Below are 14185 nucleotides of genomic sequence, written 5' to 3'. Positions count from 1 at the left end.
CGTCAGAGCCGGGCGAGCTCGTCCACCAGGTCGTCCAGGCCGAGCGAGCCCTGGGAGAGGGCCGCCATGTGCCAGGCCTTGAGGTCGAAGGAGGCGCCGTGCCGCTCCCGGGCCTTCTCCCGGCCCTGCAGCCAGGCCCGCTCGCCGAGCTTGTAGCCGATCGCCTGGCCGGGGATGGTGAGGTAGCGGGTCAGCTCGCTCTCCACGAAGTCCGCCGGGCGGCTGCTGTGCGCGCCGAAGAACTCCTGCGCGAGCTCCGGGGTCCAGCTCTCGCCGGGGTGGAAGGGCGAGTCCGCCGGGATCCGCAGCGTCAGGTGCATGCCGATGTCGACGATGACCCGGGCGGCCCGCATCATCTGCGCGTCGAGGTAACCGAGCCGCTGCTCCGCGTCCGTGAGGTAGCCGAGCTCGTCCATCAGCCGCTCCGCGTACAGCGCCCAGCCCTCGGCGTTGGCGCTGACCCCGCCGATGGTCGCCTGGTAGCGGGAGAGGTTCCCCGCGACGTGGGCCCACTGCGCGAGCTGCAGGTGATGCCCCGGAACGCCCTCGTGGTACCAGGTCGAGACCAGGTCGTAGACCGGGAAGCGGGTCTGTCCCATGGTCGGCAGCCAGGTGCGGCCGGGACGGGAGAAGTCCTCCGACGGGGGCGTGTAGTACGGCGCCGCCGCGCTGCCGGGCGGCGCGATGCACGACTCCACCTTCCGCACCCGCTCGGCGAGTTCGAAGTGCGTGCCGTCCAGTTCGTCGATCGCCTGGTCCATCAGGCCCTGCAGCCAGTCCCGGACCTCGTCGACGCCCTCGATGTGCTTGCCCTGCTCGTCGAGATGGGCGAGCGCCACCCACGGGGTCGCCGCCCCGGGCAGGATCTTCTCGGCCTCCTGCTTCATCTCGCCGAGCAGCCGGTGGTACTCCGCCCAGCCGTACGCGTACGCCTCGTCCAGGTCGAGGTCGGTGCCGTTGAAGTAGCGCGCCCAGCGGGCGTACCGCTCGCGGCCCACCGTGTTCGGCGCGCCCTCGACGGCCGGCGCGTACACGTCGCGCATCCAGTCGCGCAGCTCCGCCACGGCCGCGGTGGCCGTGCGGGCCGCCTCGTCCAGTTCCGCGCGCAGCGCCTCGGGGCCCGCCGAGGCGAAGTCCTCGAACCAGCCGCGGCCCTTGCCGTCCCCCTCCGACCACTCGGTGAGCTGCCCGACGAACGTGGCCGTCGGACGCGGGGCCGCGTACAGCTTGCGCTCCAGGCCGAGCGAGAGGGACTCGCGGTAGCCCGCCAGGGCCGCGGGCACGGCGCGCAGCCGCTCGGCGATCGCCGCCCAGTCCTCCTCGGTCTGGTTCGGGGTCACGGTGAAGACGTCGCGCACCGAGTGGGCCGGGGTGGCCATGTTGCCGACCGTGCGCAGGCCCTCCTCGGCCTCGTGCACGGCCAGTTCGGCGGTCAGCCGCTCGCGCAGCAGGCGGCCGCAGCGGCGCTCGATGTCACTGCCGGCGCCGGGCTGCCGCTCGGCCTCGTCGAGCCGTGCCAACGTCCGCCGTGCCAGCTCCGCCCGCGCCTCCTGGCCCGCGGGCGACAGATCGGGCAGCCTGCTCGAACTCTCCTTCACGCCGAGGTACGTACCGGTGACCGGGTCGAGGGCGATGAGGTCGTCGACGTAGGCGTCGGCGACCTCGCGGGGAAGCGGGTTCGTCGTCTGTGACATGCGGTCCATCCTCGTACGAGGGGACGCCGCACGTCACGTGGATTGTGCCGAGGGCGAAGGCGGGAGCAGCGGTCCGCAGTCCCACTGCTGGAAGATCAACCGGGTCTCCACGCGCGCCACTTCGCGCCGCGACGTGAACTCGTCCAGGACGAGGCGCTGCAGATCCGCCATGTCGGCGACCGCGACGTGCACGAGGTAGTCGTCCGGGCCGGTGAGATGGAAGACCGTACGGGACTCCGGCAGCGCCCGGATCCGGTCCACGAACGGCCCCACCAGCTCCCGCCGGTGCGGCCTGACCTGCACCGAGAGCAGGGCCTGCAGACCCCGCCCGAGCCTGGCCGGATCGAGCCTGAGCTGATGCCCGAGGATCACGCCCGCGCGGCGCAGCCGCGTCACGCGGTCGAGGCAGGTCGACGCGGCCACGCCGACCTGCGCGGCGAGGTCGCGGTAGGTGGTCCGGGCGTCGTTCTGCAGCAGCCGCAGCAGATGGAGATCCACCGGATCCAATACGACGGATTCGGTCATGGGCCGAACGTAGCACGGTGTTCAGCCCATGTGCCCCGGTCGTTGTTCATTCTCCGTGCATGGACTCCACGAGAGCACTGGCCACCGAAGCCGTCCATGCCGGCCGTGACGACCTCGCACGGCAGGGACTGCACGCGCCGCCGATCGACCTGTCGACCACCTACCCCTCCTACGACAGCCGGGGCGAGGCCGCCCGGATCGACGCCTTCGCCACCACCGGTGCCGAGCCCGACGGCCCGCCCGTCTACGGGCGCCTCGGCAACCCGACGGTCGCCCGTTTCGAGACCGCGCTGGCCCGGCTGGAGGGCACCGAGTCCGCGGTGGCCTTCGCCAGCGGCATGGCCGCGCTGAGCGCCGTGCTGCTGGTGCGGGCGTCGGCGGGCCTGCGCCACGTGGTGGCGGTACGCCCCCTCTACGGCTGCAGCGACCACCTGCTGACCGCGGGGCTGCTCGGCTCCGAGGTGACCTGGACCGACCCCGCCGGGATCACCGACGCCCTGCGCCCCGACACCGGACTGGTCCTGGTCGAGTCGCCGGCCAACCCGACCCTGGCCGAACTCGACCTGCGGGCCGTCGCCCATGCCTGCGGGTCCGTTCCGCTGCTCGCCGACAACACCTTCGCCACGCCGGTGCTGCAGCGGCCCGCGGGGCAGGGCGCACGGCTGGTGCTGCACAGCGCGACCAAGTACCTGGGCGGACACGGGGACGTGATGGCGGGCGTGGTGGCCTGCGACGAGGAGCTCGCCGGTCAGCTGCGGCAGGTGCGGTTCGCCACGGGCGGCGTCCTGCACCCGCTCGCCGGCTACCTCCTGCTGCGTGGCCTCGCGACCCTTCCGGTGCGGGTGCGCGCGGCCTCCGCGAACGCCGCCGAACTCGCCCGCCGGCTCGCCGCCGACCCTCGTGTCTCCCGCGTGCACTACCCGCGCATCGGCGGTGCGATGATCGCCTTCGAGGTGGCCGGCGACCCCCACGAGGTGATCAGCGCGGTCCGGCTGATCACCCCGGCGGTGAGCCTGGGCAGCGTCGACACCCTCATCCAGCACCCGGCCTCCATCAGCCACCGCATCGTGGACGCCGACGACCGCCGCGGCGCGGGCGTCAGCGACCGCCTGCTGCGGCTGTCGGTGGGCCTGGAGGACGTGGAGGACCTGTGGGCCGACCTGGACGGAGCGCTGGGGCACCCCGGCGCTCCCGCGGCGGCCCGGGGAACCGTGCGGCACGCCGCGGCGAACCCGTAGCCGGCACACACCCCGGGCGCTACGGCGTCTCGGCCTTCCCGAACTCGCCCGCGCCGGTCAGCTCCCCCCGCTCTGCCCGCGCCGGGCACCCGTCCAGCCGGGCGGTGATCACCAGGGTTCCCTCCTCGATCTGATAGTCGAGGGGGAGCCCGAGGCCGCGCATCGCCGCGACCATGCCCGTGTTGGACGCCTGGGTCACGGCGTACACGCTCTCGCAGCGCGCCTCGGCAGCCATCGACACCAGCCGCTGAAGCAGCTGACCGCCGATGCCGCGGCGCTGCCACTTGTCCTCGACCAGCAGCGCGACCTCCGTCTCGTCCCCGTCCCACAGCAGGTGGCCCAGCCCGACGACGCGACCCGACGCGGTCTGCACCGCCAGCGTGCGGCCGAAGCGCGGGCTGAGCAGGTGGCCGAGGTAACGGTCCGCGTCGCCGACCGGCCCGTGGTAGCGCCGGCCGAGCGTCCGCGGCGAGCACCGCTCGTGCATCGCCCGCGCGGCCTCCAGGTCGCGCTCGTCGGCCCGGCGCAGGGTGATCTCGTTGCCCTCGGGCAGGGTCAGCACGTCCTGCCCGCGCGGCAGGCGCGGCCCGAGCCGGGCGTCCAGCTCCACCAGCGCCCGCGCCCGGGCGAACTCGGTGGGCGTGAACCTCGGATACGGACGCTCCACGGTGATCACTCCGCCGTCCGGCCCCCGCAGCCGCATGACCGTGTCCTCGAGTGCCCCCTCGTCCGGCACGACCGCCGCCGCCCGGCCCCCGCCGACCGGTACGGCCGGCAGCTGACGGATGGTGCACCGGCCCAGCAACTGCCGCAGCGCGAGCGGGAGTTCCGCCGCGTCCAGGGCGGTGCGCGCGGCCAGTTCCAGAACCCGGGTGGGCGCGTCCACCAGGTCGTGGGCGTCGGCCCGCTCGAGCCAGGTGCCGGCGCCCCCGGCCAGCGACACCGCCCGGGAGAGCTCGGACGCGGGCAGTTCACCCGGAGCCCGCAGCAGGAACTCGTCCACGGTGCCCTCGGCCAGCGGATGCGTCTGCAGGCTCAGGATGTCGACCCGGTGCCCGGCCAGCGCCGTGCACAGCGCGGCCAGTGACCCCGGTTCTTCCTTCACCGTCGTCCGCATCCGCCACAGCGCGCTCTGCGCGGACGGCCCGGCCTGCTGCTCCACCGGCAGCGACCGGGCGCCGGTATCGCCCGCCGGCGGCGCATGACCGTGGCGGCGTGTCCACCACGTCTGCAGCCCTTCGACGGCGGCCCGGACCGACGTCCGTACCGGACCGCTCTGCTTCGCACGCGTCACATCAGACATGTCTCGACTCATGCAGCCACTGTGAAGGAAGGGTGTTGCGTGATCACGAACGCTTTGTGACCGATGGGTAAAGCATGCCTATGTTCCTTTTGTCGAAGTTTTGACGGTTGAGTCGTCAAGCGGCCAGTTCCGGCGCCAGCGCGCTGCGCAGCCGGCGCGCCTGCGACACCAGCCGGGAGGAGCCGCGGCGCCGCGCGGTCTGCGCCAGGTGCGGCAGTTCGCCCCGCGCTCCGCACCGCTCGGCGCACTCCGCCGCCACCGCCAGCAGCTCACCGAGCCCGCGGGCCGACGCGCCGGTGCCGCCCACCGCCTGCTCGGCCAGGAGCACGGGCAGGGTGTGCCGGAGCATCTCCCAGACCGTGGCGTTCGCCCCGGTGGCCGCCGCCGTGCGGGCCGACTCCGCGAGCCGGAGGGGCTTCACGGCCCCGCGTCGTATCAACTGCCCCAGATCCGCGCCCAGCCGGCCCCCGTCGAGCTGTTCACGCGCCGCCAGTGTCAGCAGCGCGTCCACGGCGGCGAGCCGGTCCTCCGGCTGCCGGGCGCCGAGACCGTACGCCAGGCACAGGTGGACGGCTTCGCCCGCCTCGCCGCCCGACTCGGCCAGCAGGGGCAGGAAGGCGGCGGCGCCCCGTACGTCCTCCACGGCCGCGGTGGACACGTCGCGCAGCACGCGTGTCGCCACCAGCTCACGTCTCTCCGGCAGCAGCCCCAGCCAGTGGGCCCGCAGGCCCGCGCTCCAGTGGTGGCAGTACCAGCGTTCCCCGAAGACGGTCACCGGTCGGCCCAGCGGCCGGAACTCCGCGGGGAAGTCCTCCTGCAGCTCCAGGAGTTCACCGTGCTCGAGCAGGATGCGGGCGCCCGACGTGCGGCGCCTGTGCGCGGGCGGGGCGGGGTTCTCCTGGGACAGCCACCGGGCCAGCCGCGTGCCCTCCGCCGTGCCGAGCGCCGCCGCGCGCCCGGCCGCCGTCGCGGCCGCGGCCCGGTCCGCGCGCCGTACCCGCAGCAGCGCCTGGGCGAAGTCCGCCGCCGAGACCCGCGCGCCGAGGCGCCGGTACGCCTCGAGGCGGGCCACCAGTTCGTCCGGCTCCAGCAGGCCCGTGCTCCACGTGGGCGTCGACAGCAGGAACGGCAGCGGGTCGCTCCGCAGCCGGTACGCCACCTCCCACAGGCGGGCTTCGAAGGCCCGGGAGAGCGGGCTGTGCGCACAGGCCGCGGCCGCCGTCCCGTGCTGGACCGCGGCGAGAAGCGTCGCGGTGCGTACGCGTCCGCGGAGCGTGGCGAGGAGCAGGTCGAGTCCGTCCGCGGCGGTGTGGACGCGGTCGGCCCGGCTGAAGTGGTCGTCCGGGTGCGGGACGTACCCGGGGTCGGTGCTGTTCCACCAGCGGCGGGCGGCCACCGGCGCCAGCGCCCCGAGCAGAGCGCTCCGGTCCCGGTGGGCGTGGCGCACCAGACCGTCCAGCGCCCGTTCGAACGTGGCCACGTCTCCCTCCGAGGCCATCAGCGCACCCACCTCTTCGGCGAGCTCCGCCGCCGATTCGGGCGCGGGCGCCAGCCGCGCCGGCCGCGGCGCGGCGGGCAGCACCTCCTCGTACACCGGGGGCTCGGATGCCGCCGAAGCGGCGCCGAGCACCGAGACCGCCCGTACGCGCAGTGCGGGGATCAACTGGTCGGCGGCGGCCGCGAGTCCGGCCCGTACACCGGCCGATCCGGTCTTCTTCAGATGGCGTTCCGCCAGCTTGAGCGCACGCTCCTGCACATCGGAGTCCTCGTGCGCGAAGGCGTGCGCGAGGGCGGGCAGCAGCGTCTCGGCACTGGAGGCGTCCCGGGTGAGGATCCTGCCGAGCAGGACGAGCTGGGCGCGCACCAGCTTCCTCTCGGGGCGGAACAGCACCGTGTCGGACATCTCCGCCACCTGCCGTGGCGTCAGCTCGCCCGCCAGCGCGAGGCCACCGAGCACCGACTGGGCGTGCGAGGCGACCGGGGAGGCCGCGCCGGAGGCGAGGGCCAGCCAGTCGGAGGTTCGCTCCCGCTGCTCGCCGGGCGTGAGGGACAGCTCCTTCAGCAGGCGCAGGAACGCCCGCTGGTCGGTGGCGGACCCGCCCCGCAGCAGACGGGCCACACATGCGTCGACCAAGGCCACGCGATCGAGGGTGCCCTCGTCGGCGAGCCGCGTCAGGGCGCCGTACCAGCTGTTCGGGCCGTCCCCGGCCAGCCACCCGAAGAAGCCGCCGACGTCCTCGGTCTCGAAGAGCGCGGCGACCAGCCGGGGCAGATGCGGGTCCTGCCGCAGCCGGTTCAGCACCGTCTCCTCGCCCTGCCAGGTGCCGGCGACATGACCCAGCCAGCCCCGGACGTACGCGTCCGTCGTCGGCACCGGACAGCCCGACAGCCGCACCAGCCCGGCCATCAGCTCGTACGGCACCCCGGCACTCTCGGGACGCTGCGCCAGCCGGTGCGCCAGGTCGCCGAGCCACTCCGGGGCACGGTCGCCCAGGATGCGCAGCAGCAGGGCCGGCGACGTCCGGGACCAGCGCATGTCGGCGGCGGCGATCCACGCCGCGACGGCCGCCGCACCCGTCTGGCAGGCCACCCCGGCCACGTACAGCGGGGGATGGGCCCGGCGGGAGCCGGCGTCCCAGGGAGCCGCGCGCAACTCCTTGCGCAGTGCCTTCAGCTCGGCGAACACCGCGCGCCGTTCGGTACCGGGCATCTCGTCGAGCAGGCTCACCACCTCGGCCGTCCGCCCCGCCCGCACCGCGTCCGTCAGCACGCTCATCGCACACCCCCGTCGACCCGAGTCCTGCCCTGCTCCACCGCGGTGGCGCCGCGCCGCACCATCCGCACCGCCAGCGCGTGAGGGAACGTCAGGAAGCCCCTGAAGAAACGGGGGTGGTCCTCGGCGCCGCCGGGTGTCGCACCCCGGGAGGTCTCCAGCCCCAGGCGCTGCTCACCCGCCGACGCTTCCAGCACGGAGGGTCGGCGATAGGCCACGGCCTGCAGAGATCGCGTCATGGAAAGACCGTAGAGGCGACCACTGACAATCGGCCCCGGCCTGCGAAGACGGCGCCGGAACCGGCGAGTTCGCGGGTGCGCGAGGGCCGCGCACCGGGGGATGACGCCGGTGCGCGGCCCGCGGAAAGGGTACGGGAGTCACTGGCCCACGCGGCCCGGCCGGAGCGTCCGGGTAAACAGCACGGTTCCGTCGTACTCGCGCAGCCGCACCGTCAGCTCGCCGCTGCCGCCGTCGATGTCGACCTCGCCGAAGAACTGGTAGCCCTCGGCCGGCGACACGTTGGACGCCGCCGGCGCCTTCACGAACACCCGGTCCGGGCCGAAGGTGGCGTCGAGCGCGTTGGCCGGGAAGGCACCGGCGTTGAGGGGGCCGGTGACGAACTCCCAGAACGGCTCGAAGTCCTTGAACGCGGCCCGCGACGGCTCGTAGTGCTGGGCCGAGGTGTAGTGCACGTCGGCTGTCAGCCACACCGTGCCGGTGATCCGGCGGTGCTTGATGTGGCGCAGCAGCTCCGCGATCTGCAGCTCACGGCCGAGCGGCGCGCCCGGGTCCCCCTGGGCGACGGCCTCGAAGTCGGGCCGGCCCTCCACCCCGTCGGGTACGACGAGACCGAGCGGCATGTCGGCGGCGATGACCTTCCACACCGCACGCGACCGGGACAGCTCGCGCTTGAGCCACTCCAGCTGCGCGGCACCGAGGATGCCCTGCGGGTCGGCCGTCTGGTCGTCGGGCGAGTTGGCGTCGCGGTACGTCCGCATGTCGAGCACGAAGACGTCGAGGAGCGGGCCGTGGCGATGGACACGGTAGATCCGTCCGTCCGGGCGGCCGCCGACCGCGGAGATGGGGAAGTACTCGGAGAACGCGCGCCGGGAGCGCAGCGCCAGGTCGTCCAGCCGCGTGCCGGCCGGGTACGGGGTGCCGGAGCCGATCACCTCGCCCGGGTACCAGTTGTTGCGGACCTCGTGGTCGTCCCACTGGATGACGTTCGGCACCTGGGCGTTGAACCGGCGCAGTGCCCGGTCCAGCAGGTTGTAGCGGAAGTTGCCGCGGAAGTCGTCCAGCGTGATGGCGACGTGCGACTTCTCCTCGGTCGTGACGTTGCGGTACAGGCTGCCGTCGGGCAGCGCCTGGGTCGGTGGGATGACGCCGTCGGCGTAGATGTTGTCGCCGCTGCACAGGAAGAAGTCCGGGTCCAGCCCCGCCATGGCGTCGAAGATCCGGTAGCCGCCGATGGACTCGTTGATGCCCCAGCCCTGGCCCGCCAGGTCACCGGACCACACGAACCGCACGTCGCGGCGCCGCCCGGCGGGCGCCGTGCGGAAGGTCCCGGTCACCGGCTCACCGGTGCGGCGCGGGTCGTCCGGGTCGGCGAGCAGCACGCGGTAGTGGATCTGCTCGCCCGCCGGGAGCCCGTGCAGCCGGGTGGTGCCGGTGAAGTCGGAGTCCGCGCCGAGCAGCGGGCCGTGCCATCTGCGCGCGGTGCGGAAGGAGTCCGTCGCGGACGTCTCGACGACCATCCGGGCCGGGCGGTCGGAGCGCACCCACACCAGCCCGGAGTCGCAGGTGACGTCCCCCGCCTGCACACCCCAGCCCGCCTCGGGACGTCCGGAGAGGGCGAGTGCCGGGGCGGTGCCGAGGGCGGTGGGCAGGGTGAGCGCCGCCGACGCGGCGAGGGTGCCGCGCAACACGCTGCGGCGGTCCGGGATCGGACGGTGTGACATGGCTGCGCCTCCGGGGACGGGATCCGGCCAGTGTGCGATGCCACACCTACCGGTGCGCCGCGGCGCGCACGGAAACCGCACGTGAACAACGGACCGCGGGGCAGGCGACGGACGCGCGTCGCCGGCGGCCGCGGCGGCGCGGGGACGGGCCGCCGTCGTCCCGCGGGGCCGCTCACCCGCCGTCACGCCTCGCCGGCCACCGCTCTCATCGCTCCGAGGCCCTGGCCATCAGCCGTACGCCCGCCCGGATCCGGGCGGGCGGGAGATGCGCGTACCCGAGGACCAGCCGTACGCCCCGCTCCTCGTCGTCCCCGGCACGCGCGTGCCGGTAGTCCGCCAGCGGGCGTACGGCGACGCCGGCCGCGGCCACGCGCGCGAGGAAGTCCCGCTGCGGGCCGTACCGTGGCGGCAGCGCGGCGATGACGTGCAGCCCCGCCGCGATCCCGGCGACCCCGGCGCCCGGGAAGTGCTCCTCCAGCGCGGTCACGAGCGTGTCCCGCCGCTCCCGGTAGGCGCGCTGGCAGCGGCGCAGCTGGCGGTCGTAGGCGCCGCGTTCGAGGAAGCGGGCGAACAGCGCCTGGTCGAGGGTGGGGTGGCCGAGATCCATGGTGCGCTTGCGCTCGATCACCTCGTCCGCGAGTGACTCCGGTACGAGCAGCCAGCCGAGCCGCAGCCCCGGGGCGAGCGACTTGCTGACCGAGCCCGTGTAGGCGACGTGCTCCGGGTCCAGCCCCTGCAGCGCGCCCACGGGGGCGCGGTCGTAGCGGAAGTCGCCGTCGTAGTCGTCCTCCAGGACGAGCCCTTCCACCGACCGTGCCCAGCCGAGCAGTTCGGTGCGTCGGCGCGCGGAGTAGGCGATCCCGGTGGGGAACTGGTGCGAGGGCGTCGTCACCACGGCCCGGAGGCCCGAGTCCATGAGCGGTCCCGGGACGATCCCCTCGCCGTCCAGGGGCAGCGGCACGGTCGTGACACCGGCCGAGGCGTACAGCGCGTCGTGCTGCGGGCTCCCGGGGTCCTCGACGCCGACGGTGCGCACCCCGCGCGCGTGGAGCGCGAATCCGAGCAGCGTCGTCGCCTGCGCCACTCCGGAGACGACGACGATCCGCTCCGGGTCCGCGACCACTCCCCGGCGGCGGGCCAGCAGTTCGGCCAGCGCGGTGCGCAGGCGCGGCAGCCCGCGCGGATCGGGGTAGCCGAGGTCGTGGTGCGGCAGCTCCGCCAGGACCGAACGCTGTGCCGCGGCCCAGGCGGTGCGCGGGAACAGCGACAGATCCGGTGTGCCCGGCACGAAGTCTGCGCGCACACCCGAGGAGCGCGGGGCGAGGTCACGCGCGCGCGGCGGCGCGGCCCGCACGGCGCTGCCCACCCAGGTGCCGGCGCCTCGCCCGCTGCGCAGATAGCCCTCCGCCGTCAACTGCTCGTACGCCTCCGTGATCAGCCCCCGCGACACCCCGAGGTCGGCGGCGAGGTCCCGGCTCGACGGCAGCCGGGTGCCCGGCGCCAGCCGTCCCGTCCGCACCGCCTCACGCAGTGCCGCCTGCAGCGAGCGCCCACGCGCGCGTGCCGGGGCGGAGGCGGCGGGCAGGAGCAGTTCCCAGGCGGGGGAGCCGGCCCGGGAGGGCCGCGCGCCGTCTGCGGGAGCGCGGGCCCCGGCCCGATTGGTCTCCGATGACGTCATGGGAATGGACCTTAAACCGGACCGCCGCCCCGCCTAGCGTCGCGGCATGAACGCCACCAGGCCCAGCGTCGCGGGCATGAACGCCACCAGCACGCGCGGCGCCCTCCTCGCCGCGCTCGCGTGTGTCCTCGTCGGCGGGTCCTTCACCGCGAACAGCGTCCTGGGCCACTACCCCCGCGCGGGCGGCCAGTTCCTGCGCTACGGCCTTGCCTGCCTGCTGCTGATGCCGACGGCGGGCAGGGGCGCGGCGGCGCGGCTGCGGAGGCTCACGCCGCGCCGGTGGCTGCGCCTGGCGCTGCTCGCCGCCGTCGGCATGGTCGGCTTCAACCTGTCCGTGATCGCCGCGGAACGCACCGCGGAGCCGGCGGTGCCCGGCGTCCTCGTGGGGTGCGCGCCCGTGGTGGTGGCCGTCCTGGTACCGCTCCTGGACGGCCGCGGGCCCCAGCGCACGGTGCTGTACGGGGCGTCGCTGGTCGCCTGCGGCGCCTTCACGGTGCAGGGCTGGGGGCGCGCGGACGGCACGGGGATCGCCTTCTCCGCCTGCGCGCTGGCCGGGGAGGTCGGCTTCGCCGTCCTCGCGGTGCCCGTCCTGCGGCCGCTGGGCCCCCGCCTGCTGTCGGCCACGGTGTGCGGTGTCGCGGCGGCCGAGTCCGCCGCGGCGGGGCTGCTCGCGGACGGCACGGCGTGGCTGCGGCGCCCCGACGCCACCGAGACCGCCGCGCTGCTGTGGCAGGCGGCGGTCGTCACCGTCATCGGCTTCGTCTGCTGGTACATGGGCGTGCAACGGCTCGGCGCCGAGCGCGCGACGCTGTTCTCCGGCCTGATCCCGGTCGCCGCCGCCGCTACCGCCCCGCTCGTCGGAACGGGCTCCTACGGGGCCGCCCAGGCTCTCGGCAGCGCCCTGGTCGGTGCCGGGGTGGCTCTCGGGTCCGGCGCGTCGGCCCGCAGGGTAACCGCCTCAGCGGCCGCGCCCGGGGACGCGGCTGCCGTCGAGGACGACGCGGGCGACCAGCGCCGGGTCGTCGTTCATCGGGCAGTGCCCGCAGCCGGGCAGCCGCACCAGCCGCGCTCGCGGGATGATGTGCTTGGCGCGCACCCCCTGACGGCGCACGAGCAGCATGTCCCGGCTCCCCCAGGCCACGGTGACCGGGATGCCGGGCAGGTCGTCGGTGAAGCGGACGGTGCTGCCCGCCAGGAGCGTCGCGTCGAACCCGGTCGCCTGCGCAAGGGCCAGGGTCTCGGCGACCACGGCCTGGGGTGAACGGCGTCCCGGGCGGGCGTAGATGGTACTGGTCAGCATCGTCCGGCCGGCGGCCGAACGCGACAGCCGCTGCACCAGGGGCAGCGGCAGCCGTCGCGCGATCCGCCGCATGGCCATCAGCACGCCGAAGGCGTAGCGCCGTTCGCTCTCCGACCAGAATCCGGCCGGCGACAGCGCGGTCACGGACCGCACCAGCCTCTCGCGGCCGAGTTCGAGGGCGAGCAGGCCGCCGAGCGAGTTGCCCGCGACATGCGGACGGTCCAGCTCCATCGCCGCGCAGAACGCCCGGAACACGGCCGTCGTCGTGGGCAGGTCGTAGGCGAGCCCGTCCGGCAGACCGGGGGAGACGCCGAAACCGGGCAGGTCCACGGCGATCACGTCGCGCTCGGTCGCGAGGATGTCCACCACCGGGTCCCAGGCCTGCCGGTGGTGACCGATGCCGTGCAGCAGGAGCAGCGGTTCGCCGCTGCCCACGCGCCTGTACGAGACGGTCACGGGCCGCGGGCCGCGTGGGGAGGGGACCTCGAAGGAGACGGTGGCGGACATGGGTGCTCCTCGGACGGGGCTTGCTGACGGACGCGCTGCGGACAGCTTGTCAGCAGTTGCTACCGACGGGTAGCCCTCCGCGCCGGTGACCCGGAGCCGAAGCGCCGGCCGCCGGCCGCCCGCGGGCCCTTCCGCTCCGGGACACGCGGAATTCCCCTGGACATGTCCACACGCGTCGCATGGGATGGGACCGTGACCACCGATACCGGGACCGACGTCTTCGAAGAGCACCGCCCCGTACTGATGGGCGTCGCCTACCGCATGCTCGGGCGGGTGGCCGACGCGGAGGACGTGGTCCAGGACGCCTGGCTGCGCTGGTCCGGCGCCGACCGCGGCGAGGTGCGCGAGCCGCGCGCCTACCTGGTGCGCGTCACCACGCGCCTCGCCATCGACCGCCTGCGCCAGGTCAAGGCACGGGGCGAGACGTACGTCGGCCCGTGGCTGCCCGAGCCGTACGCGACCGACTTCGGGGACACCGTCGCGGACACCGCCGAGCGCGCCGTGCTGGCCGACTCCGTCTCGCTGGCCGTCCTCGTCGTCCTGGAGTCGCTGTCGCCGCTGGAACGGGCCGTGTTCGTGCTCCGGGAGGCGTTCGGCTACCCGTACGCCGAGATCGCCGCCATGCTCGACCGCGGCGAGGCGGCGGTGCGCCAGCTGGCCGGCCGGGCCCGCAGGCACGTCGACGAGCGGCGGCCGCGCTACGAGGTCGATCCCGCCCGGCGCCGCGAGCTGACCGAGCGGTTCCTCGCCGCGGCGAGCGGCGGCGATCTGGAGGGGCTCATGGCGCTGCTCGCGCCCGACGTGCGCCTCGTGGGCGACAGCGGCGGCAAGTCCAAGGCTCCGCTGCGGGTCCTCGAGAGCAGCGACAAGGTGGGCCGCTTCCTCGTCGGGACCGCGCGCAAGGGCGTGCCGGACGCGTCCTTCCGCTTCATGGAGCTCAACGGCGGCGTCGCGGTCGTCGTGCTGTCCGCCGGCAAGCCCGACACCGTCTTCCAGGTGGACGTCCACCAGGGCCGCATCCAGTCGGTCTACGTCATCCGCAACCCGGACAAGCTGCTCTCCCTGGCCGCTTCCCGCACCGGAGGCGGCGGCCACGGGGCGAACGCCGTGTGAACGCCGCGCGGCGGGTGCCCCCGCCGCGCCCACCGGGATCCAGGATTGGTCTTGACCAAGGGTTTGGGCCGCCTTATGGTCGCAGATAAGTGC

General features: G+C 74.5%; 9 protein-coding genes and 2 pseudogenes. 3 read left to right on the top strand and 8 right to left on the bottom strand.

The genetic code is table 11. The features are described from left to right. Nucleotides 1-2: 2 nt before the first annotated feature. Nucleotides 3-1694, bottom strand: a complete 1692-nt coding sequence (locus ACJ9NR_RS06310) for a DUF885 domain-containing protein (RefSeq protein ID WP_412489301.1) — start codon at nucleotides 1692-1694, stop codon at nucleotides 3-5. Nucleotides 1695-1727: 33 nt separating this feature from the next. Then, on the bottom strand, nucleotides 1728-2219 hold the full coding sequence (locus ACJ9NR_RS06305) for an Lrp/AsnC family transcriptional regulator (protein ID WP_412489302.1): 492 nt from the start codon (nucleotides 2217-2219) through the stop codon (nucleotides 1728-1730). A gap of 59 nt (nucleotides 2220-2278) precedes the next feature. Here ACJ9NR_RS06305 and ACJ9NR_RS06300 point away from each other — a divergent pair, with 59 nt between their 5' ends. Then, nucleotides 2279-3457, top strand: coding sequence for a trans-sulfuration enzyme family protein (locus ACJ9NR_RS06300; RefSeq protein WP_412489303.1), 1179 nt, complete (start codon nucleotides 2279-2281; stop codon nucleotides 3455-3457). A gap of 19 nt (nucleotides 3458-3476) precedes the next feature. Here the strand turns inward: ACJ9NR_RS06300 and ACJ9NR_RS06295 are convergent, their stop codons facing one another. From ACJ9NR_RS06295 to pdxR, 5 genes and pseudogenes are all read right to left on the bottom strand, one after another. After that, entirely contained in the window at nucleotides 3477-4760 is a 1284-nt protein-coding gene (locus tag ACJ9NR_RS06295) for a GNAT family N-acetyltransferase (protein WP_412489304.1), read from the bottom strand. Between the two features lie 115 nt (nucleotides 4761-4875). Further along, nucleotides 4876-7536: a DUF7824 domain-containing protein gene (locus ACJ9NR_RS06290; protein ID WP_412489305.1), complete on the bottom strand. Its 2661-nt coding sequence runs from the start codon at nucleotides 7534-7536 to the stop codon at nucleotides 4876-4878. A gap of 56 nt (nucleotides 7537-7592) precedes the next feature. Beyond that, a pseudogene (locus ACJ9NR_RS06285) lies at nucleotides 7593-7772 on the bottom strand (SWIM zinc finger family protein); the annotation flags it as partial. Nucleotides 7773-7910: 138 nt separating this feature from the next. Continuing rightward, nucleotides 7911-9494, bottom strand: coding sequence for an alkaline phosphatase D family protein (locus ACJ9NR_RS06280; RefSeq protein WP_412489306.1), 1584 nt, complete (start codon nucleotides 9492-9494; stop codon nucleotides 7911-7913). A 205-nt stretch (nucleotides 9495-9699) separates the two neighbouring features. Continuing rightward, complete coding sequence (pdxR, locus tag ACJ9NR_RS06275) at nucleotides 9700-11172, bottom strand: MocR-like pyridoxine biosynthesis transcription factor PdxR (protein WP_412489307.1); 1473 nt, start codon at nucleotides 11170-11172, stop codon at nucleotides 9700-9702. Nucleotides 11173-11218: 46 nt separating this feature from the next. Here pdxR and ACJ9NR_RS41735 point away from each other — a divergent pair. Next, a pseudogene (locus ACJ9NR_RS41735) lies at nucleotides 11219-11653 on the top strand (EamA family transporter); the annotation flags it as partial. Between the two features lie 477 nt (nucleotides 11654-12130). On the opposite strand, the gene ACJ9NR_RS06265 reads toward ACJ9NR_RS41735, so the two are convergent. After that, on the bottom strand, nucleotides 12131-12979 hold the full coding sequence (locus ACJ9NR_RS06265) for an alpha/beta fold hydrolase (RefSeq protein WP_412489308.1): 849 nt from the start codon (nucleotides 12977-12979) through the stop codon (nucleotides 12131-12133). Nucleotides 12980-13171: 192 nt separating this feature from the next. Between ACJ9NR_RS06265 and ACJ9NR_RS06260 the strand changes: the two genes are divergently transcribed. Beyond that, nucleotides 13172-14092, top strand: a complete 921-nt coding sequence (locus ACJ9NR_RS06260) for an RNA polymerase sigma-70 factor (protein ID WP_412489309.1) — start codon at nucleotides 13172-13174, stop codon at nucleotides 14090-14092. The last annotated feature ends 93 nt before the right edge of the window (nucleotides 14093-14185 follow it).

The sequence above is a fragment of the Streptomyces sediminimaris genome, assembly GCF_047049295.1.
Classification (GTDB): Bacteria; Actinomycetota; Actinomycetes; order Streptomycetales; family Streptomycetaceae; genus Streptomyces; species Streptomyces sediminimaris.
This window is presented reverse-complemented; position numbering and strand designations above follow the sequence as displayed.

Bases quoted from the DNA above. Each gene is read 5' to 3' on its own strand.
- ACJ9NR_RS06310 (WP_412489301.1), bottom strand. From the start codon at position 1,694: ATGTCACAGACGACGAACCCGCTTCCCCGCGAGGTCGCCGACGCCTAC.
- ACJ9NR_RS06305 (WP_412489302.1), bottom strand. From the start codon at position 2,219: ATGACCGAATCCGTCGTATTGGATCCGGTGGATCTCCATCTGCTGCGG.
- ACJ9NR_RS06300 (WP_412489303.1), top strand. From the start codon at position 2,279: ATGGACTCCACGAGAGCACTGGCCACCGAAGCCGTCCATGCCGGCCGT.
- ACJ9NR_RS06295 (WP_412489304.1), bottom strand. From the start codon at position 4,760: ATGTCTGATGTGACGCGTGCGAAGCAGAGCGGTCCGGTACGGACGTCG.
- ACJ9NR_RS06290 (WP_412489305.1), bottom strand. From the start codon at position 7,536: ATGAGCGTGCTGACGGACGCGGTGCGGGCGGGGCGGACGGCCGAGGTG.
- ACJ9NR_RS06280 (WP_412489306.1), bottom strand. From the start codon at position 9,494: ATGTCACACCGTCCGATCCCGGACCGCCGCAGCGTGTTGCGCGGCACC.
- pdxR (WP_412489307.1), bottom strand. From the start codon at position 11,172: ATGACGTCATCGGAGACCAATCGGGCCGGGGCCCGCGCTCCCGCAGAC.
- ACJ9NR_RS06265 (WP_412489308.1), bottom strand. From the start codon at position 12,979: ATGTCCGCCACCGTCTCCTTCGAGGTCCCCTCCCCACGCGGCCCGCGG.